Origin of the sequence: Winslowiella arboricola, assembly GCF_025527015.1 — a bacterium.
GTDB lineage: Bacteria > Pseudomonadota > Gammaproteobacteria > Enterobacterales > Enterobacteriaceae > Erwinia > Erwinia arboricola.
This window is the reverse complement of the sequence record NZ_JAODIM010000042.1, coordinates 548,925-574,151: the sequence shown is the minus strand read 5'-3', so window position 1 is coordinate 574,151 and position 25,227 is coordinate 548,925. Positions and strand designations below refer to the sequence as shown.

19 protein-coding genes are annotated in these 25,227 nt (G+C 54.0%); 4 read left to right on the top strand and 15 right to left on the bottom strand.

What is annotated here, in order from left to right:
* Nucleotides 1-309: 309 nt before the first annotated feature.
* The 4 genes from efeB to putP all read right to left on the bottom strand — a co-directional run bounded on the left by efeB (nucleotide 310) and on the right by putP (nucleotide 5,454).
* A complete protein-coding gene (efeB, locus tag N5923_RS17070; RefSeq protein WP_267142668.1) occupies nucleotides 310-1,599 on the bottom strand; it encodes an iron uptake transporter deferrochelatase/peroxidase subunit in 1,290 nt (429 codons plus the stop codon).
* 6 nt (nucleotides 1,600-1,605) lie between these two features.
* Complete coding sequence (efeO, locus tag N5923_RS17065) at nucleotides 1,606-2,730, bottom strand: iron uptake system protein EfeO (RefSeq protein ID WP_267142667.1); 1,125 nt, start codon at nucleotides 2,728-2,730, stop codon at nucleotides 1,606-1,608.
* Between the two features lie 56 nt (nucleotides 2,731-2,786).
* The gene (efeU, locus tag N5923_RS17060; protein WP_267142666.1) at nucleotides 2,787-3,620 is read right to left on the bottom strand and encodes an iron uptake transporter permease EfeU; all 834 of its coding nucleotides are present in this window, start codon (nucleotides 3,618-3,620) and stop codon (nucleotides 2,787-2,789) included.
* Between the two features lie 349 nt (nucleotides 3,621-3,969).
* Nucleotides 3,970-5,454 carry a sodium/proline symporter PutP gene (gene putP / locus N5923_RS17055; protein WP_267142665.1) on the bottom strand — a complete coding sequence of 495 codons (1,485 nt, stop codon included), beginning with the start codon at nucleotides 5,452-5,454 and terminating at the stop codon, nucleotides 3,970-3,972.
* A gap of 432 nt (nucleotides 5,455-5,886) precedes the next feature.
* Here putP and putA point away from each other — a divergent pair, with 432 nt between their 5' ends.
* On the top strand, nucleotides 5,887-9,831 hold the full coding sequence (gene putA, locus N5923_RS17050) for a trifunctional transcriptional regulator/proline dehydrogenase/L-glutamate gamma-semialdehyde dehydrogenase (protein WP_267145249.1): 3,945 nt from the start codon (nucleotides 5,887-5,889) through the stop codon (nucleotides 9,829-9,831).
* A gap of 45 nt (nucleotides 9,832-9,876) precedes the next feature.
* On the opposite strand, the gene N5923_RS17045 is transcribed toward putA, so the two are convergent.
* The 11 genes from N5923_RS17045 to N5923_RS16995 all read right to left on the bottom strand — a co-directional run bounded on the left by N5923_RS17045 (nucleotide 9,877) and on the right by N5923_RS16995 (nucleotide 22,598).
* A complete protein-coding gene (locus N5923_RS17045; protein ID WP_267142663.1) occupies nucleotides 9,877-10,950 on the bottom strand; it encodes an acyltransferase family protein in 1,074 nt (357 codons plus the stop codon).
* Between the two features lie 259 nt (nucleotides 10,951-11,209).
* Complete coding sequence (tcyN, locus tag N5923_RS17040) at nucleotides 11,210-11,962, bottom strand: L-cystine ABC transporter ATP-binding protein TcyN (RefSeq protein WP_267142662.1); 753 nt, start codon at nucleotides 11,960-11,962, stop codon at nucleotides 11,210-11,212.
* Entirely contained in the window at nucleotides 11,959-12,627 is a 669-nt protein-coding gene (gene tcyL, locus N5923_RS17035) for a cystine ABC transporter permease (protein ID WP_267142661.1), read from the bottom strand. The genes tcyN and tcyL overlap by 4 nt, the downstream gene beginning before the upstream one ends.
* Nucleotides 12,627-13,427, bottom strand: coding sequence for a cystine ABC transporter substrate-binding protein (gene tcyJ, locus N5923_RS17030; RefSeq protein WP_267142660.1), 801 nt, complete (start codon nucleotides 13,425-13,427; stop codon nucleotides 12,627-12,629). The genes tcyL and tcyJ overlap by 1 nt, the downstream gene beginning before the upstream one ends.
* Before the next feature lie 60 nt (nucleotides 13,428-13,487).
* On the bottom strand, nucleotides 13,488-14,474 hold the full coding sequence (locus tag N5923_RS17025; protein ID WP_267142659.1) for a D-cysteine desulfhydrase: 987 nt from the start codon (nucleotides 14,472-14,474) through the stop codon (nucleotides 13,488-13,490).
* 88 nt (nucleotides 14,475-14,562) lie between these two features.
* Nucleotides 14,563-15,066 (bottom strand): flagella biosynthesis regulatory protein FliZ, encoded by a 504-nt coding sequence (gene fliZ, locus N5923_RS17020; protein WP_267142658.1) that lies wholly within the window; start codon nucleotides 15,064-15,066, stop codon nucleotides 14,563-14,565.
* Between the two features lie 43 nt (nucleotides 15,067-15,109).
* Entirely contained in the window at nucleotides 15,110-15,832 is a 723-nt protein-coding gene (locus tag N5923_RS17015; RefSeq protein ID WP_267142657.1) for an RNA polymerase sigma factor FliA, read from the bottom strand.
* A 162-nt stretch (nucleotides 15,833-15,994) separates the two neighbouring features.
* Nucleotides 15,995-16,963 carry an HNH endonuclease signature motif containing protein gene (locus N5923_RS17010; protein ID WP_267142656.1) on the bottom strand — a complete coding sequence of 323 codons (969 nt, stop codon included), beginning with the start codon at nucleotides 16,961-16,963 and terminating at the stop codon, nucleotides 15,995-15,997.
* Nucleotides 16,964-17,131: 168 nt separating this feature from the next.
* Nucleotides 17,132-17,932 (bottom strand): glycosyltransferase family 2 protein, encoded by an 801-nt coding sequence (locus N5923_RS17005; RefSeq protein ID WP_267142655.1) that lies wholly within the window; start codon nucleotides 17,930-17,932, stop codon nucleotides 17,132-17,134.
* Between the two features lie 135 nt (nucleotides 17,933-18,067).
* Complete coding sequence (locus tag N5923_RS17000) at nucleotides 18,068-21,703, bottom strand: glycosyltransferase (RefSeq protein WP_267142654.1); 3,636 nt, start codon at nucleotides 21,701-21,703, stop codon at nucleotides 18,068-18,070.
* Nucleotides 21,704-21,788: 85 nt separating this feature from the next.
* Complete coding sequence (locus N5923_RS16995) at nucleotides 21,789-22,598, bottom strand: flagellin N-terminal helical domain-containing protein (protein ID WP_267142653.1); 810 nt, start codon at nucleotides 22,596-22,598, stop codon at nucleotides 21,789-21,791.
* A gap of 388 nt (nucleotides 22,599-22,986) precedes the next feature.
* Between N5923_RS16995 and fliD the strand changes: the two genes are divergently transcribed.
* The 3 genes from fliD to fliT are packed head-to-tail and all read left to right on the top strand — an operon-like array spanning nucleotide 22,987 to nucleotide 25,227.
* Complete coding sequence (fliD, locus tag N5923_RS16990; RefSeq protein ID WP_267142652.1) at nucleotides 22,987-24,435, top strand: flagellar filament capping protein FliD; 1,449 nt, start codon at nucleotides 22,987-22,989, stop codon at nucleotides 24,433-24,435.
* Between the two features lie 19 nt (nucleotides 24,436-24,454).
* Nucleotides 24,455-24,865, top strand: coding sequence for a flagellar export chaperone FliS (fliS, locus tag N5923_RS16985; RefSeq protein ID WP_267142651.1), 411 nt, complete (start codon nucleotides 24,455-24,457; stop codon nucleotides 24,863-24,865).
* On the top strand, nucleotides 24,865-25,227 hold the full coding sequence (gene fliT / locus N5923_RS16980; RefSeq protein WP_267142650.1) for a flagella biosynthesis regulatory protein FliT: 363 nt from the start codon (nucleotides 24,865-24,867) through the stop codon (nucleotides 25,225-25,227). Before fliS ends, fliT begins: the two co-directional genes overlap by 1 nt.

The window sequence follows — 25,227 nt, the reverse complement described above, 5'->3', positions numbered from 1 at the left end:
ACGGCTTTTCCCATTCGCGATCTCCATGGTAATTCATAAACAGATCTGACTACCGCTAAGATTAAAGTGCATCAAACCGCGATCGGATTGCAACAATATTTTCACTTCTTAGTGCAGAAAAAAGCATGGGTTTAATCAGGTAATTAAGCGCTAAATACAATTCTCCCTATAAATCAACGGGTTTAATCAGGCCGGTACCGGGGGAATAAATCAGACGATTCGCAGCAAATAAGCACAGCAGGATCATTAATAGAAATTACGATTAAAATCTGACCGCCAGTTCCACGCCGGAAGCGACGGCCAGAGTGACTATCCCACTTCGAGTAAACTTTGCGCCAGATAATGTTTATCATCCGGCACACCTGGCAAGGCGAAAAAATAACCGCCGCCGACAGGTTTGATATACTCTTCCAGCGCTTCGCCATTTAATCGCTTTTGCACCGTCAGAAAGCCTTTTTCTAAATCATGCTGATAACAGACAAATAACAGCCCCATCTCCAGCTGGCCGGAATTTGACACCCCCAGCGAATAGCTATAGCCACGACGCAGCATCAGGCTATTACTGGTTTCCGTGGTACGCGGATTTGCCAGACGAATATGCGCATCCAGCGGGATCAGATTGCCATCCGGGTCTTTACTGTAATCCGGCACATCATGCTCATGCCGCATTCCCAGCGGCGCACCGCTGTGCTTTTCACGGCCAAAAATGGTTTGCTGCTCACGCAGTGGCGTCCGGTCCCAGAACTCGACGCGGAACTGGATAATGCGCACCGCCTGATAACTGCCGCCCTGCGTCCAGGCGGGTTCGTCCTGGGCGGCGTTAACCCACAGAATGCGATCCATCAGCGGTTGATCGCCGGTATCCGGATTTGCCGTGCCGTCTTTAAAGCCCAGCAGGTTAATCGGCGTCTCTTTACCCCGGCTGCGCGCCGCATGGTCGGAAATAAACCCTTCCCTGCGCCAGCGCACGCTCAGCAGATCCGGCGAGTGCTTAATAATATCGCGCAGCGCGTGGATCACCGTATCGTTGGTATTGGCGCAAATCTGCAACAGCAGGTCGCCATGACACAGTCGGGCATCCAGCGCATCATTGGGAAACCGCGTCATGGTTTGCAGCTTGCTGGGTTTCAGCTGCTGCAAACCAAAACGCTCATCAAATAGCGACGAGCCGAGCGACACGGTGATAGTCAGATTATCGGGACAGATCTCTTCACCCAGGATGCCGGAATCGAGCGGCGGCAGTTGCGGATTGCTGACCAGCGGCGCTTTGCCGCCTTTGGTTAAAAACGCGATGCGCTGAGTCAGCAGGGTAAACAAACGTTGCAGGTCGTTTTTATCCGCCGCCAGCACATCAAAAGCCACCAGCATCATGGCAGCCTGTTGTGGGGTGACGATACCAGCCTGATGCGGGCCGTAGAAAGGCTGCTCTTCCTGCCGCGCATTCGGCGGCAATGCGCCTGGCGAGAAGGATTTTTCCTGCGCAGCACTGGCGGCGGCCACCGGACAGCCGCCTCCCACCACCAGGGCACCGCTGAGGATGCCCATCCCTTTCAATAATCGCCGACGCGACGGCATCGCCGCATTATCCTGTTTTACCATTTCAGCTTAATCCAGGCCTAACGTACCGCGCAGCAGAGAGAGATCTTCAGCCAGGGAAGTAATCGGTCCTTTCAGCGCATTACGGTCGGCAGCAGTGAGTTTATCGTAGGACTCATAGCCCTCTTTGGTACGATACTTATCAAGGATGGTATCCACTTTTTTGAAGTTGCCATCCACTTTCGCCAGCAGTTCAGGATTGGCTTTGACCAGCAACGGACGCAGCAGGTTAACGATTTTCTGCGCACCGTCGACGTTAGCGCGGAAGTCCCACAGGTCGGTACGGCTGTAACGATCTTCTTCGCCGGAAATCTTACTGGATGCCACTTCTTCAATCAGGCCTGCCGCGCCGCCCACCACTTTGCCCGGCGGGAATGCCAGCTCATTGATGCGGGTTTGCAGATCCAGCGTGTCTTTATACAGACGGTCAGCAAACGCTTCCTGCCCTTTGGTGGTGTTGTCAGCAAACAGCGCTTTCTCCAGACGGTGGAAACCGGTGAAGTTAGGATCCTCGGCTTTCTTTTCGAAGTCATCTTCGCGCGCATCAATGCTGCCATCAAGATCGGAGAACAGCTCAGCGATCGGCTCAATGCGCTCATAATGCTGACGGGTTGGCGCGAACAGCGCTTTGGCTTTATCGAGATCGCCCGCTTTCACCGCATCGGTAAAGGCTTTGGTGCCGATCACCAGCTGATCAACTTCTTTAGTGACATACACTTTGTACTCAGCAATCGGGCCGACCAGCTGCAACACATCCGGTTTACCGTCATTCACTTTGCCGCCGGTATCTTTGACGATCAGCTTGCCTTTCGGATTGCTCAGCAGGCCACAGGTCATATCATACTCACCGGCTTCCAGACTGGCGGTCATCTTCTGGGTGAAACCAGGGGCGATATTCTCACGCTCCTCCACCACCATTACCCCTTTCAGGATCTCCCACTCCAGTCCTTTCTGGCTGTCATTTTTGATAATAAACTGGGTTTTACCGGCGTTTACCGTCAGGGTCATCGGCTCACACTGTTTGTCGTTAACGCTAATCTTTACCTGTGGAACATCAGCAGCCTGCGCAGCGGAGGCGGCGGAAATCGCCAGCAGCGCGACGTACAGCGCCTTACGGCGAAAACGTGTAGTCATACAATTTCCCTTTTAGGTCGTTTAAATGCACGTCGTAAGACGCACTGTCACTTAGCTTAACGCGTAGTTTTCGCCGCCGAAGCCGCCGGACGTGATGGCATCACAAACAGCAGCAGCGCCGGTATCAGATAGATAAAGTACACCGCCACTTCACTGACGGTTGGCGTCTCCTGGTAACCCAGAATCCCTTCCAGCAGCGTGCCGAACAGGGTATGGGTGGAGAGTGAATCACTCAGATCGAAGGCGATATCCTGGAAGTGGTTCCACAGACCGGCTTCATGAAATGCGCGGATGGCGCCCGCCGCCAGACCGGCGGCGACAAACAGAATAAACAGGCTGCTCCATTTAAAAAATTTCGCCAGGTTAAGGCGCACACCGCCCCAGTAAAGCAGCATGCCGAGGATCACCGCCAGCGCCAGGCCGAGCATCGCGCCAATCGGCGGTGCCATACCGACATCCTGCTGAAAAGCCGCCAGCAGGAAAAATACCGACTCCAGCCCTTCGCGCGCCACGGCGAGAAACACCATCAGCACCAGCGCCCAGCCATTGTTGTTACCTTTCTGCAGCGCATTGTCGACGGCGTCTTCCAGCTGTGCTTTCACATTGCGCGAGACTTTGCGCATCCAGAACACCATCCAGGTGAGGATTGCTACCGCAATCAGCGCCACAATGCCTTCAAACAGCTCCTGCTCTTTCTGCGGAAATTCACCGGTGGTCTCATTGATAAATACACCGACCGCCAGGCAGAGTGCTACCGCGATAAACACGCCAATCCACATGGCGCCAAACCATTTCGCGCGTTGAGTACGTTTCAGGTAGCTGGCGATCAGGCTGACAATCAGCGCCGCCTCTAATCCTTCACGTAACATAATAAGAAATGGAACGAACATGCCTGACACCTCAAGTGTGAAACGCGGTCAACGGGGGTAAAGAAACGTAAATCAGAACGATATCGATTATCATTATCGCCATTAAAAATACAAGAGGGGGGTGCGGTATTTTGCGCATTTGCCCGCTTTTCAGCGCTAAAAAAAACCGCACGAGGTAATGCTGGTCAGTGAAGAGAAATACCGTTGAAGGTGGCCGTTTACGACCGCGCTTTCATGGTGATATTGGTGATTCAGGGGTGGCGAGAACGCCACCCCTACATAAAGCTATGAATTTTCAGCACGGGCGGCGTTCTCACCGCCCGTGCTGATGATATGCACCATGCCGAGGCGCCAGACGGTCGGAACAGCGTTAATCAGCGTTAAACTCTGCCTCAGCAGCGGCAAAACGCTGCTGTGCAGTCTGCGACGGCGCACGTCCCAGCAGACTGAACAGCACAATCGCGATACTGGCAAAGATAAAGCCAGGGATAATCTCGTACAGTCCCAGCCAGGCGTACTGCTTCCACACCAGCACGGTAACCGCACCAATAATCATCCCGGCCAGCGCACCGTTTCGCGTGGTGCGTGACCAGCAAAGTGAGAACAGCACTACCGGACCAAAGGCGGCGCCAAAACCTGCCCAGGCATAACTGACCAGGCCCAGCACGCGGTTATCCGGGTTAGCGGCCAGCGCAATGGCGATCACCGCCACCAGCAGCACCATCAGGCGCCCTACCCACACCAGCTCACGCTGGCTGGCATTTTTACGCAGGAAGTTTTTATACAGGTCTTCGGTCAGCGCGCTGGAACAGACCAGTAGCTGACAGCTCAGCGTCGACATCACCGCCGCCAGAATCGCCGACAGCAGAATACCGGCAATCCACGGGTTAAACAGAATACGCGCCAGTTCGATAAACACCCGCTCGCCGTTTTCGCTGACCCCCGCCGCCTGATCCGGGTTATTCTGGAAGTAAGCGATACCGAAGAAGCCCACCGCCACCGCGCCCGCCAGACACAGAATCATCCACGCCATCCCGATGCGACGTGCGGTGCGGATAGAACGGTGCGAATCCGCCGCCATAAACCGCGCCAGAATATGTGGCTGACCAAAGTAACCCAGCCCCCAGCCCAGCAGCGAGATCACCGCGACAAAGTTCAGGCCTTTCAGCATATCGAGGTTCTCAAGGCTTTTCGCCTCGATCACCTGTAACGAATCACTGACGCCACCTACCGCAAAGATAACAATCACCGGCGTCAGCAGCAGGGCGAAAATCATCAGACTCGCCTGCACGGTATCGGTCCAGCTTACCGCCAGGAACCCACCGACAAAGGTGTAGATAATCGTGGCAGCCGCGCCGGCCCACAGCGCAGTTTCGTAGCTCATACCAAAGGTGCTTTCGAACAGACGCGCGCCGGCGACAATACCGGAAGCACAGTAGATGGTGAAGAACACCAGAATAATCACTGCAGAGATCACCCGCAGCAACTTGCTCTTATCTTCAAAACGGCTGGAGAAGAAGTCCGGCAGCGTCAGAGCATTGTCATGATGCTCAGTTTGTACCCGCAGGCGTCCGGCAACAACTTTCCAGTTAAGCCAGGCGCCGAGCGTCAGGCCGATGGCAATCCAGCTCTCTGAAATCCCCGAGAGGAAGATCGCCCCTGGCAATCCCATCAGCAGCCAGCCGCTCATATCGGAAGCGCCCGCCGACAGCGCAGTCACTACGCTGCCAAGACTTCGCCCACCTAAAATATAGTCATCAAAGTTTTTGGTCGAACGGTAAGCGAGAAAACCGATCAATACCATGCCAAGAATATAAACCGTAAAGGTCACCATCATCGGTGTACTTATCGTCATCCAGGATCTCCATTTTTTATCAATTTTTATCCGGGGGATACTCCCCCTTTGTTACCGCCGGAACGTAGCGGTATCACCACCTCAACCCCGAGGCGCAGTATCCTGCCGGAAACCGGTTATGCGCACAATGGATTTAACACATTCATTACTGCTACTTCACCTTCGGCATAAGAAAAAAAGCCAACAGGTTGCACCCGATCACAGAACTCGCGGTTACACCTGATAACAACCCGAATAATATTACGGATTTACAGGACATTAAGAACTGGCGAGGATCTTGCAGCAATAACCATGCCGCTTTTATAGCGTTAACATTTAGAGGGATTATCAGCTTGCTAACCCCGTCACAATTAACAGGGTTGCACAAAGTTGCAACATCAGTGATATTGCTGCTGATTATCATCATTTTTCATTTTGAGGAGTGTATCTGGCATGGCAACAACCACGATGGGTGTCAAGCTTGATGAAGCTACGCGCGATCGGATTAAACTGGCCGCACATAAAATCGATCGCACACCGCACTGGCTAATTAAACAGGCCATTTTCAACTATTTAGCCCATCTTGAAGCGGATGATGCCCTGCCGGAACTGGCGTTACTGAGTACCGGAAATGAACAGGATGAGCAGCCGGTTGAAGAGTTCCACCAGCCGTTTCTCGACTTCGCCGAACATATTTTGCCGCAGTCGGTCACCCGGGCAGCGATCACTTCCGCCTGGCGTCGGCCGGAGAGCGAAGCGGTGGCAATGATGCTGGAGCAGGCGCGCCTGCCTGCCCCGCTGGCAGAGAAAACGCATCAGCTGGCGCATAGCCTCGCAGAGAAGCTGCGGCACCAAAAAGGGGCAACCGGACGCGCCGGCATGGTGCAAAGCCTGTTGCAGGAGTTCTCCCTCTCTTCGCAGGAAGGGGTGGCGCTGATGTGTCTGGCGGAAGCGCTGCTGCGTATCCCGGATAAACCGACGCGCGATGCGCTGATCCGCGACAAAATCAGTAACGGTAACTGGCAGTCGCATCTGGGCCGCAGTCCGTCGATGTTTGTCAATGCCGCCACCTGGGGATTGCTGTTTACCGGCCGGCTGGTTTCCACTCATAACGAAGCCAGCCTGTCGCGCTCGCTGAACCGCATTATTGGCAAAAGTGGCGAGCCGCTGATCCGCAAAGGCGTTGATATGGCGATGCGCCTGATGGGCGAACAGTTTGTTACCGGCGAAACCATTGCCGAAGCGCTGGCCAATGCGCGCAAGCTGGAAGAGAAAGGCTTCCGCTACTCGTACGACATGCTGGGTGAAGCGGCGCTGACCGCGGAAGATGCGAAAGCCTACCTGCACGCTTACCAGCAGGCGATTAACGCCATTGGCAAAGCGTCTAACGGTCGCGGCATCTACGAAGGACCGGGTATCTCCATCAAACTGTCGGCACTGCATCCGCGTTACAGCCGCGCGCAGTATGATCGGGTGATGGAGGAGCTCTATCCGATCCTGAAGTCCCTTACCCTGCTGGCGCGCAGTTACGATATCGGCATTAATATCGATGCCGAAGAGGCGGACCGCCTTGAGCTGTCATTAGATCTGCTGGAAAGACTCTGCTTTGAGCCGGAACTGGAAGGCTGGAACGGCATCGGCTTTGTGATTCAGGCCTATCTGAAACGCTGCCCGTTTGTCATCGACTCGCTGATCGATATGGCGCAGCGCAGCCGTCGCCGCCTGATGATCCGTCTGGTCAAAGGCGCTTACTGGGACAGCGAAATCAAACGCGCCCAGATGGAAGGCCTCGAAGGCTATCCGGTGTATACGCGCAAGGTTTACACCGATATCTCCTATATTGCCTGCGCACGTAAGCTGCTGGCAGTGCCAAATCTGATCTACCCGCAGTTCGCCACCCATAACGCCCATACGCTGGCGGCGATTTACCAGCTGGCGGGCAATAACTACTATCCGGGACAGTATGAGTTCCAGTGCCTGCATGGCATGGGCGAACCGCTGTATGAACAGGTGGTCGGCAAAGTCGCCGACGGCAAGCTGAACCGCCCGTGCCGTATTTATGCCCCGGTCGGCACCCACGAAACGCTGCTGGCTTATCTGGTGCGCCGCCTGCTGGAAAATGGCGCCAACACCTCGTTTGTCAACCGCATCGCCGATGCCACGCTGCCACTGGATGAGCTGGTCGCCGATCCGGTGCTGGCGGTGGAAAAACTGGCGGCCACTGAAGGTGCGGTCGGGATGGCGCATCCAAAGATCCCGCTGCCGCGCGATCTGTATGGTGCTAAACGTCAGAACTCTGCCGGGCTGGATCTGGCCAACGAACATCGTCTGGCCTCACTTTCCAGCGCCCTGCTGAACAGCGCCAGTCAGTCATGGCTGGCGCAACCAATGATTGACGGCGAGCTGGCTGGCGGCGCGACGCAACCGGTGATCAACCCGGCAGAACCGAAAGATATTGTCGGTGAAGTGCGCGAAGCCACTGAGCAGGAGGTTTCCGGCGCGCTGGCGGCGGCGGTGCTGGCCGGTTCTATCTGGTTCGCCACGCCGCCGCAAGAGCGCGCAGCGATCCTTGAACGTGCAGCGATGCTGATGGAAGGTCAGATGCAGCAGCTGATGGGTATTCTGGTGCGTGAAGCCGGAAAAACCTTCAGTAATGCGATTGCCGAAGTACGCGAAGCGGTGGATTTCCTGCACTACTATGCCGGTCAGGTACGTGATGACTTCGACAATGAAACCCATCGTCCGCTGGGACCGGTGGTCTGTATCAGCCCGTGGAACTTCCCGCTGGCGATTTTCACCGGCCAGATTGCTGCCGCGCTGGCGGCGGGCAATAGCGTGCTGGCAAAGCCTGCTGAACAGACGCCGCTGATTGCTGCGCAGGCAGTACAGATCCTGCTGGATGCCGGGGTGCCAGCGGGCGTATTGCAATTGCTGCCAGGCCGCGGTGAAACCGTCGGTGCGCAGCTGACTGGCGACGACCGCGTGCGTGGCGTGATGTTTACCGGCTCCACCGCTGTCGCTACCCTGCTGCAACGCAATATTGCCGGACGTCTCGATCCACAGGGCCGCCCGACGCCGTTAATCGCCGAAACCGGCGGGATGAATGCGATGATTGTCGACTCCTCCGCCCTGACCGAGCAGGTGGTGACCGATATCGTCGCCTCGGCGTTCGACAGCGCCGGACAACGTTGCTCTGCGCTGCGTCTGCTGTGTATTCAGGAAGATGTCGCCGGACATACGCTGAAAATGCTGCGCGGCGCGATGGCCGAATGCCGGATGGGTAACCCGGAACGCCTGTCGACCGATATCGGCCCGGTGATTGATGCCGAAGCCAAAGAGAATATCGATCGTCATATTCAGGCGATGCGTGCTAAAGGCCTGAAGGTTTACCAGGCAGCACAGGAGAACCCGCAGGACAGCAAAGAGTGGTCACAGGGCACCTTTGTGATGCCAACGCTGATTGAGCTGAATGCAGTGGGGGATCTGGATAAAGAGGTGTTTGGTCCGGTGCTGCATGTGGTGCGCTTCCAGCGCAGCCAGCTGCCGTCACTGGTGCAGCAGATCAATGCTTCCGGTTATGGTCTGACACTTGGCGTGCATACCCGTATTGATGAAACCATTAACCAGGTTACGCAGAGCGCCAAAGTCGGCAACCTGTATGTGAACCGCAATATGGTCGGCGCGGTAGTCGGCGTGCAGCCATTTGGTGGCGAAGGCCTCTCCGGTACCGGGCCGAAAGCCGGTGGTCCCCTGTATCTCTATCGTCTGTTGTCGCACCGCCCGGATGGCGCGCTGCGTGTAACGCTTGATCGTCAGGATGCTGAACGCCCGGTTGATGCCGCGCTGCGTCCGGCACTGCAGGCGCCGCATCAGGCGCTCAGTGAGTGGGCGGCGGATAAACCGCAACTGGCGGCAATCTGCCAGCGCTATGCCGGGCTGGCGCAGGGTGGCACGTTGCGCCTGTTGCCGGGCCCGACCGGTGAACGCAATAGCTTTGCCCTGCTGCCGCGCGAACGCGTGCTGTGCCTCGCGGACAATGATGACGATCGCCTGGTGCAGCTGGCCGCGGTCACCAGCGTCGGCAGCCGCGTACTGTGGCCGCAGGACAGCGCATACCGCGCGCTGTTTGACACGCTGCCGCCGCTGGTGCAGACGCGTATCGACTTTGCCGCCGATGTGCTGAATGAGGATTTTGATGCGGTGATCCATCACGGCGATGCCGACCAGCTGCGCGAGTTGTGTGGCCGTGTGGCGGCGCGCGACGGCGCGATTGTCTCGGTGCAGGGCTTTGCCCGCGGCGAAAACAATCTGCTGCTGGAACGCCTGCTGATTGAACGTTCGCTCAGTGTTAATACCGCCGCTGCTGGCGGTAATGCCAGTCTGATGACCATCGGTTAGCGCTCATCACTGACCGCCAGCTATCAGGCTGGCGGTCAGCCCCACTCAGTGGTTAAACTTCATACGCAATAATTTCGGGTAGATAAACAGCGATTTCCCCATACCACGATTCAGCAGCGTCCACACCGCCATCGAGCAGGCGGAACAGAGCGCGACCATTGCAACCGGGAAGCCAATCGCCCATACCAGCGAAAACAGATGATGGCTGAACAGCTGATGTTGCAGCGCAAACAGAATGGCCGTCATACCAAAGTATTCAATAAAAATGCGGTGCAGCACGTAAATCTGCAACGTATTCTTGCCCATCCAGTTCAGCAGCGACAGATTAAAATGCTGGTTCAGCTTACGGGTAATGGCGATACAGCAGACGATAGCCAGCACGCAGAGAAAGATACTCTTATCCAGTCCGAGCCAGATATGCACTGCCGCCAGCGCCAGTAGCAGCAACCACGGCAGGATATTGCTGCGATGCCACTCACTGAGGCGGATCATCGCTGAACTGTAAAAGGCACCCAGCAGGAAATAGATAAAATATTGCGACAGACTCTCCGGGCCCCAGCCAGGAATAATATTATCGACCGCGGCATAGTTCAGTAGCAACGCCCCCGCCATTAACGGCAGACGTTGCTGGTGGAACAGTTTAGCCAGCAGGAAAAACAGTCCGAGCGCATACAGATACCAGGAGCTGCTCATCGCCAGCAGCATCAGTTTGATAAATTCCAGCGGCGACTGCGAGTAGGATGAATTAAGGTTCTGCGAAATACGCTGCCCGGTAATACCGGTAGAAATACTGTAGATCGACAACCACTGAATCACGCCCCATAAAATATAGAGATAGAACAGATTGGTGACGCGACTGGTGAACACCTCTTTCCACGGTTTATTGATAATTGCATTAGCTGCCAGCAAGCCGGAAACAAAAAAGAAAGCCGGCATCCGCAACGGCGATAACACCGTATTAAATTCAATCCACAGCCGCGCAGGAATAATTCCCGCCGTCAGATATTGCACTGTGCCCTGATATCCCGGCAATACGACATGATAAAGAACCACCAGTAATATGCAGGCGCCTTTCAGCGTGTTGACCCACAGAATTTCTTCTGTTTTGTTATTATTCATGGTGTTAACTCCGGCTGTGTGTAGAGCAAAGTGCGCAGATAAATGCGCAGTTATTATTTTAATTATTCAGGGGATTATTAGCGAAACGCGAAACAAATAGCTTTAGCGTTTATCTTAAAGAGGATTGACTGGCCCTGAGGATGGAACAAAACGGGCGGCGATAACGCCGCCCCTGCAGCTCGCAGGGGAGCCGTTATCGGCTCCCGCGCAGTGACGGGCGGCGAGTTTTTTCAGATTTACCGGGCGGGCGGCAGACCAGTTAATTATTGAGAAATTTTTCCAGAAACTGACGGGTTCGCGCATGCTGCGGATTGGAGAACAGCGCTTTTGCCGCTCCCTGCTCGACAATCTTACCCTGATCCATAAAGATGGCGCGATCCGCCACATCGCGGGCAAAACTCATTTCATGCGTCACGATCACCATAGTGCGCTTCTCTTCCGCCAGCGCACGGATGGTGCTGAGCACCTCGCCGACCAGCTCCGGGTCCAGTGCTGAAGTCGGTTCATCAAACAGAATCACTTCAGGACGCATCGCCAGCGCCCGGGCAATCGCCACACGCTGCTGCTGGCCACCGGACAGACGGCGCGGATAGCTCTCTTCTTTGCCCTGCAGACCGACCTTTTCCAGCAGCTGGCGCGCACGCGCCACAGCTTCGGCCCGGTTTTCACCTTTAACGATCACCGGCCCTTCAATAATATTCTCCAGCACCGAGCGATGCGGAAACAGATTAAAGCTCTGGAATACAAAGCCCACCTGCTGACGCAGCTGGCGCACTTTCTCTTTCTGCTTGCCGATCGGAAAAGCGGCGTCAATCAGGATATTGCCGACCTTAATGGTGCCGCTGTCGGGCACTTCCAGCAGATTGATGCTGCGCAGCAAGGTGGTTTTACCGGAACCGCTCGGGCCGATAATCGCCACCACTTCGCCGGAACTGACTTCCAGATCGATGCCATGCAACACCGTCTGACCATTAAACTGCTTCACCAGTTTACTGACTTCGATGGCGCTCATTTTGACTCCCGATCCTGACGATTAACATGATCTTCCAGCTTGTTTTGCAATGCCGACAGCAGTGTCGCCATCACCCAATAGATCAGCGAGGCCGCAAGATACATGGTGAACACTTCCAGCGTACGCGAGGTGATTAACTGCGCCTGACGGAACAGTTCCGGCACCTGAATAGTGGCCGCCAGCGAAGTATCTTTCACCAGACTGATAAAACTGTTGCCCAGCGGTGGTAACGCAGTGCGCGCCGCCTGCGGCAGGATAACCCGGCGCAGGGTTTGCCACGGCGACATGCCGATACTGGCCGCGGCTTCCCACTGACCGCGCTCAATAGCGGCAATCGCGCCACGCAGCGACTCGGAAGCATAAGCGGCGGTATTCAGCGACAGGCCGATCATCGCCGAGGGAATCGGATCCAGCTCAATGCCAAACTGCGGCAGGCCGTAATAGATCATAAACAGCTGGGCGATAAGCGGTGTACCACGGAAAATCGAGACGTAAAAACGTGCCAGCCAGGAGACGGGCCAGAAGGCCGACAGCCGCATTAATGCCAGAATAAAGCCGAGGATCAGGCCAAAGAACATGCCGCCAATACTCAGTTGCAGGGTAAAGACGGCGCCTTTCAATAAAAAAGGTGCTGAATCCAGCACCAGTTGAATACTCTCTTGCATTATTTAGTGACGTCCGCGCCAAACCACTTATCAGAAAGTTTAGTGAGGGTTCCGTCTTTTTGCATATCCGCAATCGCGCCATCAATGGCTTTCACCAGATCTTCATTGCCTTTGCGTACCGCTACGCCCGCTTCCTGACGCGAGAAGGCCGGACCCGCAACCGCCAGCGTCGCACCGGTTTTCTTCACCAGATCCAGCGCCGCAAGGCGATCCACCAGAATGGCGTCAATACGGCCAACACGCAGATCCTGATATTTGGTTGGATCATCATCATAGGTGCGAATATCGGCATCTTTCACGTTTTCACGCAGCCACTGCTCGTAGTTAGAGCCAAGGCCTACGCCGACTTTCTTACCGTTCAGATCTTCCGGTTTGGTGATGCTGCCCGCCTGATCTTTTTTGGTCAGCGCCTGAATCCCGGAGACGGTATATGGCGTGGAGAAATCATATTTCTTTTTACGCTCGTCAGAGATGGTGACCTGGTTGATCACCACATCAATACGTTTTGAATCTAATGACGCCAGCATACCGTCCCATTTGGTCGGTTTCAGGTTCGCTTTCACCCCCAGATGCTGCGCCAGCGCATTGGCGAAATCGACCTCAAAACCGGCCAGTTTGCCATTTTCGTCCTGGAAGCTGAATGGCGGATAAGTGCCTTCCAGCCCTACCAGCAGCGAACCGCGCTGTTTAACTTTATTCAGCAGATCTTCAGCAGCAAACGTTTTCGCCTGAAAACCTGCCAGCAATGCAACCGCCATCACCCCCATCGCCAGCTGGCGACGTACCAGAGAAAATTTCATAGCAACCCCATTAATTATCAGTATAAGCGTGCGGATTATATTCCGTTTTTCGCCCTGACCTTAGACCGAAGGATGATAAGCAAATAACGCCGGTGATCCACCGGTATGCACAAACACAATCGGGCCTTCGCGGCGGAAACGTCGCTGGGCAAGACCATCAATCAATCCTGCCATTGCCTTACCAGTGTAGACCGGGTCGAGCATAATGCCCTCCAGCCGCGCCAGCAGTTTTACCGCTTCCATGCCCTCTTCATTCGGCACGCCATATTGCGGGGCAAAGTAGTCATCCCACAGGGTAATGGGCGCGCTGGCGGTCAGTTCCAGCGACTGCGCCAGCGACTGTTGCAGCTGCTGCACTTTCGGTAACTGATCGGCGACTTTGCGCGAGACGGTGACGCCAACCAGCTCGGTATCCGGCAGCAGCTGCTCCAGACCGACCGCCAGCCCGGCATGGGTACCGGCGCTGCCTGAAGCCACCACCACCGCCGCGATATCAATAATACCTTCACACTGATGGACAATTTCCTGCGCGCATTCGACATACCCCAACGCGCCAAGTGCATTCGAACCGCCAACCGGAATCACATAGGGACGGAAGCCCTGCGCTTCCAGCAGTACTGCCTGCTCTTCCATCTGGCGATCCGGTGCATCAAGCGCGTCGACCATCACCACTTCGCAGTCCATTAATGACAGCAGCAGGCGATTACCGTTGCTCAGGTAGTTTTCGGCGTGGGTGGCAATCGGATTTTCCAGCAGCGCAACGCATTTTAAGCCGAGTTTGGCGGCGACGGCGGCGGTCTGACGCACATGGTTGGACTGAATCGCACCGGCGGTGACCAGTACATCGGCTCCCTGACGCAATGCGTCGGCAGCGAGAAATTCCAGTTTTCTCAGCTTATTACCGCCAAGCGCCAGCGGCGTGACATCGTCACGTTTGATAAAAATATCGCGGCCAAGGTAGTCAGAAAGACGAGGAAGGTGCTCTAACGGCGTCGGGGCGCCAATAAATTCAAGACGGGGAAATTGCATTAAATGATGTAAGGACAACGGAGCCTCCGCAGAAACGGTTTCAGTTATCCTTACAGTTTTACAGAAGATCACCTGATGGTCATCTTCCATTTACGCACAATGCTAACTAAGCACTCTGCCAGCCGAGAAATTGATCGTATTTGCGCAGCGCGATGCGATAGTTGTCATGACCCGCATCCGGCAGGTCGTTTTCCAGACATTCACGCCAGCTATTGCCCCGTAGTTTATCCACCGGGAAATTACGTTTCGACAGCATATCGTCGAGGCGGCGCAAGCGCACCACATACTCGCGAATCGTGCTGTGGCTCATTTCGGTCTGCTCAAACAGGTACTGTTTGAACGCCATGATGTCAAAGTAATTAGGATGAGTATTGCAATAAATATCACTACAAAAACGACATAACGCCGTAAGTTCATTTTGCAATTTCAGCCAGACCTGATCGTCTATCAGCTGGTCCATCCGGGCGATGGCCTCTTTATTTATTATCTGACCACGAAACACCAGTGCCATTCTGTCTAACACTTTACTGCAATGGGAACAATGGCTCTGGCTGTGCTTGTAGTCTTTCAAATAGCGGCTTAAAGGCCTTGTTTTAGTTTTGGATCCCATTAGGAATTCCCCGGTTGGTGTTTGAAAGCGAGAACTGACTCTGTCAGCGCGCTCCCGACAACCGGGCGCGCAGGCGTTTGATCGCCTGACTGTGCAGCTGGCTGACCCGGGATTCCCCGACCTCCAATACCGCGCCAATCTCTTTCAAGTTCAGTTCTTCCTGGTAATACAGTGTCAGCACCATCTTTTCGCGATCGGGCAAGGCCTCGATGGCTTCAATGACACGTTCACGCAGATTCCCTTCCATCAACTGATGCAGCGGGTTAGCCTCTTCGTGCCCCTCTGTCACCAGTTCCGCGCTGTCGCCATGCTCTTCACGATATTCGTCGTAGGAAAAAAGCTGGCTATTATTGGTATCCAGCAGTATCTGTCGATACTCTTCCATCGATAAATTCAGCTGCGCGGCAACTTCCTGCTCGGTGGCTGTTCTGCCCAACTGCTGCTCCACCTGATGCATGGCACCGGCAACTTCGCGTGCATTACGACGGACGCTACGCGGCGCCCAGTCGCGACTGCGCAGCTCATCCAGCATCGCGCCACGAATCCTCTGCACGGCATAAGTGGTAAAGGCTGTCCCCTGCAACGCATCGAAGCGTTCCACGGCGTTTAACAGGCCGATACCCCCCGCTTGTAGCAGATCGTCCAGTTCGACGCTGGCTGGCAGCCGCACCTGCAGGCGCAATGCTTCATGGCGCACTAGCGGTACGTATCGCTGCCACAGCGAATGTTTATCCATCACGCCTTCGGCGGTATACAGATCGTTCACTCTGACTTTCCTGCGTTAATTAAGTTATCGGCATGATTATCCGATTCTGTAGGGATATCGATTGGCGGAATAGGGATAAAAAAGGCGGGTTATTTCGTTTTATTGCATTTTGGATCCCGCCATTACCAACCAGCAACAGCGGGATCCGGGTAAAACCAGCAATCAGGGTTTACGCCCTAAACGCTGGCGGGTATTGTCCGGCACCTGTGACCACAGCGCGCAGACTTTGCCTTCCAGCTCACGATAAAACGGCAGCAGCATTTGATCTTCCAGCAATGTCTGGCGCAAATGTACCGTTCCGCTTAGCGGATCGATAGACAGGCGCTGACTGGCGAACAGGCGCTGCAAGTCGCTGCGTAAAAACAGCCCGTTGTCAGTGCTGTTATCCTGCAGAAAGCCCAGATCGTTTTCACTTGTATCGATATGGCAGGCTTCAACCCAGGGCCATGCCTGTTCATCGGACAACCGCGTTCCGGTGATCACACAAGCGCCATAACGCGCGCGCACCGCCTGGTTAAACTCCGAATGGCTGGCGCGCTGCCATAACCGCGCCTTGACCCGTCGTCCCACCTGCGTACCGGCGATTACCGCGCCTGGCGGCGGCAGCAATGCCGAAGAGAGCACCACAATAAACTGCAACTGACGCGAGAACTCAAAGCAGGGTTTCGACTGACGGTCATACAACTGCCAGTATTCATCCTCATCATCACTGCGGATCAGCGTTAGCGTATAGCCGCGCTGTTGCAACAATGACTGCGCCATGATCGATGCCGGATCCAACATCGCCAGCACTTTACTCTCCCCCATCACCTTCCAGCTATTCCAGGGTGCAGGAGCCTGGGCACGGCGGAAGTAGAGGAACGGCTCCTGATTGTGTAAGTAGTGTTCAAAACGCGAAAGATAATTTTTGCGTTCGTTATCACCACTTATAAACAACAGGTCTTCCAGCGGAATATGACCATCCTTGCTGGCGAATACCGCGCGGATGGTGACACTCTTACTGGTGGTGGAAGGACTCAGCAATCCACGGGTGGTCAGTAATTTGTCATCAGGGTATTTCTGGCTATAGCGTTCGCTGATCTCATCGAACGACAGCACATCCCCAGGTAACAAGTCATAATTGAAGCGCATAGCACACTCCACAACAAATAAGAAAAAAGGAAAAATAACGCAATAACTTCACTGGTTGTTATCGGCAAAAAGTGGTTGAACTGTAGGCAACGGCGCGGTTTAAAATGGGGAATGTGCAGTAACGCGCCGGAGATGGCGCGTTATGGATACGGGGCGGACAGATGGCGATCAGGTTATGGCATAACGCTTACGGATCTCTTTTAACTCGCGATTGATTTCAGCGCCGGTTTTAACCGGTAATTCAGGCGGCAGACAGCCATATTTTTCACCAAAATGGCTTACCGCCACCATACTGATTGCGCGCGAGGAGAGTTTGCCGGAGATATTGGACTGCTGCGGGCTCCAGCTTTCATCACCGAGATAAGCGGCGGAATTCTCCAGATCGGCAAAATAGTGATAAGAAGGATGCATCCCGGCCAGACCTACCCGGTAAGTGTGCTCCAGATGCTCTACCGCATTGTAATAGATTTCATCCATCAGCCCGACTTTCTCCAGGCAGAGTCTGGAGTAATAACAGAACGCGCCGACGCAGGCGGGATAAAGCACCAGTGTCTGCTCGTCATATTTGACCTGCATCATAATGCGCTGCGTGCCATCTTCACGAACATTTTTCGGTCCATGCTGGCTAAAATTGAAGTGCTGGATCCCGGTCTTTGCCGACAGGGCGATATAACGGGCAAACACCGTCGGATCTTTAACGAAGATATCATCCTCAATCAGGAAAAAATGATCCACTTCGCGTGCCTGCAAATAACGCAACGCGGTATTTTTACTGCGGCCGACACCTTCATTATTCTCATTGTGGTGCACTTCACAGTCCAGTTCATCCAGTTGCGGATAACGCTGACCATCGTTGACCACAATTAACGCATCAATCAGCTCTCGCGGCAGCGACTGGTAAAGCTTCAGCAGGCCATGCTGGCGGTTATAAGTGACAATACCGACGCCGACCTTTTTTCCATCGATCATTCAATTCTCTCAACATAAAGCATGCGCATACTATTATGTTAGCCGGGCAGCACGGCGCTCAATCGCACTATAAACGACAAAAATAGCCCGCTAATCTGCAAAATAAACGACCCGCCGTAGCGGGTCGTTTCAGCATTAGCGCGGTAGCCAGGCCTGTCTCCAGTCATTCAGCCCTTCACCCTGTAGCATCCAGTCACGGTGCACCGCTTCACGCAGCGCATCGCCACGCGCCGCCAGCGCATCAGGATCGGCGATATGCTCGCGGATGGCATTCATCCAGTCGCGGTAGCGGTTCTGCACCCGGGCGACGGGCAAGCCACAGCGATAAGGTTCAATATCGGTGCAGATCACTGGCACACCGAGCGCACCGAATTCCAGCAAGCGTAAGTTACTCTTACACTCGTTGAAGTGGTTCATTTCCAGCGGCACCAGCGCTAAATCAATATTCAGCATGGCGAATTTTTCCGCGTAGTAGTCAAAGGGTACGCCAACATGAAATTCACACTTCACATTTTTCGGCTGCATCCCCATAAATACCCACTCGACGTCGTTTTCCAGCTCTTTCATAAACGGCAGCAGGATCTCAAGGTCACCGGTATGGCTACTGCCACCGACCCAGCCCACACGCAGCTTTTTCCCCTGACGACGGGCCGATTGCAGCGATCCCCATTGATTGACGTCCAGACGGTTCTTCGCCACGCGAATATCATGGTGGTAAGGCGCGTACGCTTCCGCCAGCGGCTGTGTAGATACCACCAGCCAGTCAGCCTGCTCCACCGAACGGCGTAAACGGCTAATCGCATCTTTCGGCACCTTGGAGCGAAACGCGCTCTTTAGTGGCAAGTTAGGAATATAGTCATCATATTCCATAAAGATTTTCACATCAGAGACCTGGCGATACTGCTTAATACGCTCGCCAACATCCGGATCGATAATCAGTTCTAACAACATGATATCCGGTTGTACCTCAGCCACTTCCATCACCGATGGGTAACCATGCGTCAGCCCGCCCTCCACTATCAGCTCACGCTCCAGCGCTTTAAACGGGGTAATAACACGATACTGGCCACAACCAGTAAAGTTTTTGTTGCAAGCCATCATCACCGGCAAAGGACGGCCGGGCAACGGCTGCTGATAAGACGCCTGACGTGTGCCAAGGCGGAAGTTGCTGCCGACTTTGGCCAGTTGCGGGTTATAACTGATATCCGCGCTCAGCGCGCCGCGCCATTTCTCACGCAACACATCGTACATCTCCCCGCTCAGGGAAGCCTGAACGCCAATTTGCTCACCTAATACCCGCGTGGCACCGCCCATATGTTGCAGACGGGCATACGGTGTCCAGACCGTCAGATAACCGGCAGTGCGCGCTTTCAGCGCAAAATCGACATCCCCCAGATAAACCGGGAACTGCTCAGCGTCAAAGCCACTCAGCTCCTGCCAGACCGATTTGCGCACCATCATACAGGCGGCGCTGACCGCAGTAACATTGTGCACCGACTTCAGGCGTTGCAGATAGCCATCGCTGTCACCGGCTACGCCCTCATAGACCGGCGAGGTACCCAGCCCGACACCGGCGGTAATACCGGCATGCTGAATACGTCCATCATGAAATTCCAGACGTGCGCCGACAATCCCCACTTCAGGACGCAGCGCATGTTCCACCATCGTCTCCAGCCAGTCGCCGTCGACGATTTCAATATCATTATTCAGCAACAGCAGCAGATCGCCGCGCGCCTGCTCAGCGGCAAAATTGTTAATTGCTGAGAAATTGAACGGCTGCGGCCAGCGCAGTACCCGTACCTGCGCCAGATTCAGCGCCGCCAGCTGATCGAGATACTCGCAGGCATCAACGTCTTGCGAACCGTTATCGACAATCAGCAGCTCATACTGTTGCCAGCGCGTCTTTTCCATCAGGCTTTCAATGCAACGACGCAGCAATGGCAGACGATCGCGCGTGGGGATAATAATCGACACCAGCGGCTGTTGCGCATGGTGGAAACGTATCCGCTGCAACCCTGGCGCCAGTCCCGCATCCACCTCGGCCGGCAGGCCACAGCGCGCCAGATGAGCAGCCGTCAGCTGCAGGTTTTCGGCAACAACCTGCGGATCGGTCAGCCAGCTTTCGTAAGAACCCGGCACCTGCATCAGCACATCGGCAATATGGCCGATATGGCTGGTGCCATGCGTTTCAATAATCTTCCAGGCTACGTCCAGCAGCGCCAGCTGTGGCAGCAAGGCGTCCAGCCCACCCACGGCGCGGGCAGCCTCCAGATTAATCAGCAGCTGGTTACCGATATAAGGCTGGCTACGCAGCAGATCGAGATTGAGGTCAGGTTTTAACAGCGTTTCCGCATTTTTCAGTTTGACGCCGTTGACGGTATCGCAATACCACAACGCCACCTCTGGCTGGCGCAGGCAGTGTTCAGCAAACACCAGTAACGCCTGTGGTTGCAGAAGGGTGCCGGCGTTAATCACTAACAGTGAAGTCTGGGTACTTTGCGTCACCAGTGCAGGCAAATCGCTCGCTTCTGCCAGCAACACCTGTTGCGGCGCGAGATGCTGGTTTTGCAGCGAAGTCACTGTCGCCTCAACGGCTTCACTGTCGCCAGGCTGCTGGACAATCACCACAATTATATCGGCGGCAGCAGGAGACTGCTGCAGGAATGACTGCAATACCGCAATACGGGTCGGCGACGGCTCGCGGGTTTTCAACCAGTTGGCCAGCACCTGCAATTTCTCGACGTCATCACTGATAACTTTGCGGTGCAATGTCAGGCTGGCGGCATCCGCCGCGCTGATGGTTAATGGCTGGGGTTCAGGCAGTTGCTGGACAATCTGCTCCAGCTGCGGGCTTAACCCCCACTGTGCGATGGCTTCCGCGCGGAAGGCGCGTGTCCACTGCTGAGCCTCGGCAAAGTTCGCAATAATGTCCGTCGCCCAGGCATCCGGGCTGACCACCGTGGTTTCCGGGTTAGCCAGAAAGTGACGATCCAGATTACTGTCCAGATTCAGCTCACTAACGTAACCACCACCATAAGTCGCATCCGTGGTGTAGGCCGGGATACCCAGCGCGATCGCCTCAGCAATCACCCGGGTCTGCCCCATCACCACCTGATAGCCATTTAATAATTCCGGCGTCACCTCGTCATCGACCCGCTGGGTACTGAGATGATCCAGCGTAATTCCCTGCTCGGCCAATAAAGAGGTTAACGTGGTAATTTCATTATTCTGCTCTTCGGAGACCAGCAAAACGCGCGTGAGCGCCTGCGGTTCGTCAGTCGCGGGTTGTCGGCAAATTGCCTCACTAACAGATAAAGGAAAGATCTTGAGTTTGCGCTGATCAATCCCCTTTAACGCCATTTTGGCGTAGGAGAATGTCGAGACCGCCAGACTGCGCCAGGCGAGGTGGTTTTCCAGTGCCACGCCATACGGCAAATCCTGGTCGGCATAGTTGTGGTAGTGGTGAAAAACGCAAACGCCAGAGAGTTCCCCAGCCAGCATCGAGGAGATCATCCTTGCGCTCATATAACCCTGGCAAATCCAGATAAGTTGATAACTTTGCGCCAGCGGATGTTCGTCTTCGTGATAACAGTGGATGCGTCCACTCTCCTCCAGCTGTCTGAAGCGCTGAAGGTAGGATCCTTCTATCAGGCGGGTAACAATATCCACCTGCCAGCCCTGCCGATGAAAGTGCTCGACAATATCAAAGAAGGTCGTTTCACAATCATTAAACCGGTTAATTTTATCAATCGTTAACAGAATCCGTTTCATCTATTTTCTCCGCACCATCGAATGTGGGCTTTTTGAGGAAAAAAAACCCGGCCATGGCCGGGTTGGTTTTTTAACTTTAGAACAATTACTGCAGCAGAGACAGTACGTTCTGAGTAGTCTGGTTCGCTTTGGACAGTACTGAGGTACCAGCCTGCTGCAGAATCTGCGCACGAGACATGTTAGAAACTTCAGTAGAGTAGTCAGCATCCTGGATACGGGACTGAGACGCAGACAGGTTGGTCACAGTGGTGTTCAGGTTGTTGATGGTAGATTCAAAACGGTTCTGAATCGCACCCAGGTCGCTACGTGCGCTGTCAACGTTCTTGATGCGCTCATCCAGAGTAGACAGGTCGCCGCCAGTTACGTCGAAGCTGGTGCCCAGAGCAGAAGCCTGGAAGCCTGAACCAGACAGAGCGATAGAGATAACGTTCGCGCCAGATGCATCGTCAGCACCAACCTGAATGTTAACGCTGTCAGTACCGTTAAAGATTGAGGTGCCGTTGAACTTGCTTGCTTCACCGATACGGGTGATTTCAGACAGACGTGCATCAACTTCAGCCTGGATAGAAGTGATATCGTCAGCGCTGTTAGTGCCGTTTTTCGCCTGAACAGTCAGCTCACGGATACGCTGTAAGTTGGTGTTGATTTCGTTCAGTGAACCTTCAGCAGTCTGCGACAGAGAGATACCGTCGTTAGCGTTACGTGCTGCCTGAGTCAGACCTTTGATGTTTGAGCTCATACGGTTAGAAATCGCCTGGCCTGCTGCGTCGTCTTTAGCGCTGTTGATACGCAGACCAGAAGACAGACGTTCGATGGCGGTGCTCAGAGAAGCCTGTGATTTGTTCAGGTTGTTCTGAGTAGTCAGGGACATGATGTTAGTATTGATAACGGCCATGGTAATATCCTTTAAATTCAGTTGGGTTTAGGTATGAGCCTGTAAGCTCACGGCGTCTCTCACCGTCAAACAAGTTATCGGATGCCCCTTTCTGAACTTTAGAAAAAAAACGCAGAAAATGATAACTTATTGAATCTAAACAACTTTAAAATTGAAGTTATTTACCAGCCGGTTTTTTATTACCAATATCAACTGCGGACAGATATTAAATTAAAGAAGGATTTCTCACAAGCCATGGCATTTTTCTTTTTTTCCTGTAAATGCTATCGCGCTAATTACCTATAAACAGACGCTTTATTCCGCCCATCATTTTTAGCAGACACCTCTAAACTTTTCCCCATCAAGGCCGATATGCCTCTCGTACATCTGTTTAACCTGAGGATTAATTATGGCGAGTGTAAGTAGTCTTGGTGTAGGGACCAGCCTCGATCTGGATACTCTTTATACCTCTTTAGAAACAGCTGAAAAAACCAAATTAACTGCGATCACTACGCAGCAGTCCAGTTATTCATCGAAACTGACTGCTTACGGTAAGCTGTCAAGCTCGTTGACGTCATTGCAGACAGCGGTCGCCGCGCTAACCAAAGCCAGCGCGTTTACCGCTACCTCGGTGACCAGCAGCAATACTGCGTTTACCGCCACCACTGACGCAACCGCCAGCACCGGTGATTACAGTGTCTATGTTGAGCAGATTGCCAAAGCGCAGTCACTGATTTCTGGTTCTTTCAGCAGTAAAAGCACTCAGTTAGGTGAAACCACCACTGACGGCACCCGCACAATTTCAATCAGCCAGGGTAGCGGCGATCCGCTGACTATTACGCTGAAAGACAGCCAGACCACGCTGAGTGGTATTGTCAGCGCGATTAACAGCAGCGCGGGCAACGTCAGCGCCTCTATTATTACCGCCAGCAACGGCGACTACCGTCTGCTGCTGAGTTCGAAAACCAGCGGTACTGATGGCGATATCACCCTTGCGGTCAGCGGTGATGACACGCTGCAAGGCCTGATTGGCTATGACTCGACGGCCACCGGCACGCAAAACATGTCGGTACAGACCGCTTCCCAGAACGCCAAGTTAAGTGTTAATGGCGTATCAATGGAGCGCAGCAGCAATACCATTACCGATGCATTAACCGGTGTCACCCTGAACCTGAAATCCGCCAGCAGCAGTACCGATGGCGAAACCCTGAGCGTGGGCGCATCAACGGATACCACGCTGACGGCGATTAAAGCGTTTGTGACGGCGTATAACTCACTGCAGTCCACCATCGCCTCCGCCACCAAATATACGGCAGTGGCTTCTGGCGCGGATCAGTCGAGCACCAACGGCGCCCTGTTGGGCGACAATGTGGTACGTACGGTACAGACCCGTCTGGCGAGTATGCTGACCACGGTGCAAAGCGGCGGGTCTTACTCGATTCTGGCGCAGATGGGCATCAGCATTGATCCAACGACCCAGAGTGATGGTTCTACCGGTGCGTTAACCATTGACGAAACCAAGCTGACCACTGCGCTGACTAATAATCCACAGGCAGTAAGCAGCTTCTTTATCGGTGACGGCTCCACCACGGGCTTCGCCACCACCATGAATACCAAGCTGACCGATATGCTCAGCACCACGGTGGGTAAAGAAGGCATTATCAAAAATGCCAAAGATGGTATTCAGTCGACCATCGATGATTTAAGCGATCGTTACGATTCAATGGAAGCCAGTATCGAAGCGACCATGGCACGTTACAAGACGCAGTTTACCAATTTAAGTACATTGATTAGCTCGTTAACTAACACGTCGTCCTATCTGACAAGTCAGTTCGCGACTACGTCATCTTCAAGCTAAGGATTGAAAAGGTTGTTACATGTATAAAAATTCGGGAGCGCAGCTCTACCAGAAAGTAGAGCTGGAAAGTGGCGTCATGGAAGCAAGCCAGCATCAACTAAACGTTATGTTGTTTGACGGGGCGCTCAGCTCGCTGGTGCGCGCCCGTCTGTTTATGCAGGATGGTCAGATTGAGGGCAAGGGAAACGCCATTTCTAAAGCCATCAATATTATTCAAAATGGTTTGCAGGTTGGGCTGATTAAAGAGGCGGGTGATGAGCTCGCCGATAACCTGCTCGCTTTATACGATTACATGGTGCGTCGCCTGCTCCACGCGAATCTGCGCAACGATATTTCCGCCATCGAAGAAGTTGAAGAACTGCTGCGTGGCATTGCCGACGCCTGGAAAGAGGCGTCAACTCTTCCTAGCCCCGTTCAGGATGTTTCATAATGAGTCATTTGCCGCACGTGTTTGAAACCTATCAGCATTTACTGAGTCTTAGCCAGAATATGCTCCGTCTGGCGAATGATGGCGAATGGGATGCGCTGATCGCGACCGAAGTTGACTATGTCAGCGCAGTGGAAAAAATGGCTCTTGTGACGCAGAAGCATTCATTGTCTGACCGTACGCTGCAACAAATTCGTCCGGTGTTGCGCCATCTGATAGACAACGAAACAGAAGTAAAAAGATTGCTGCAACAGCGCCAGGATGAATTAAGCAGATTGATCGCTGGCTCGACGACGCAGAGAAATGTGCTGCATGCTTACGGTAATTTATCCGGGCAACTGCTGATGCCGCACGACCATAATTAA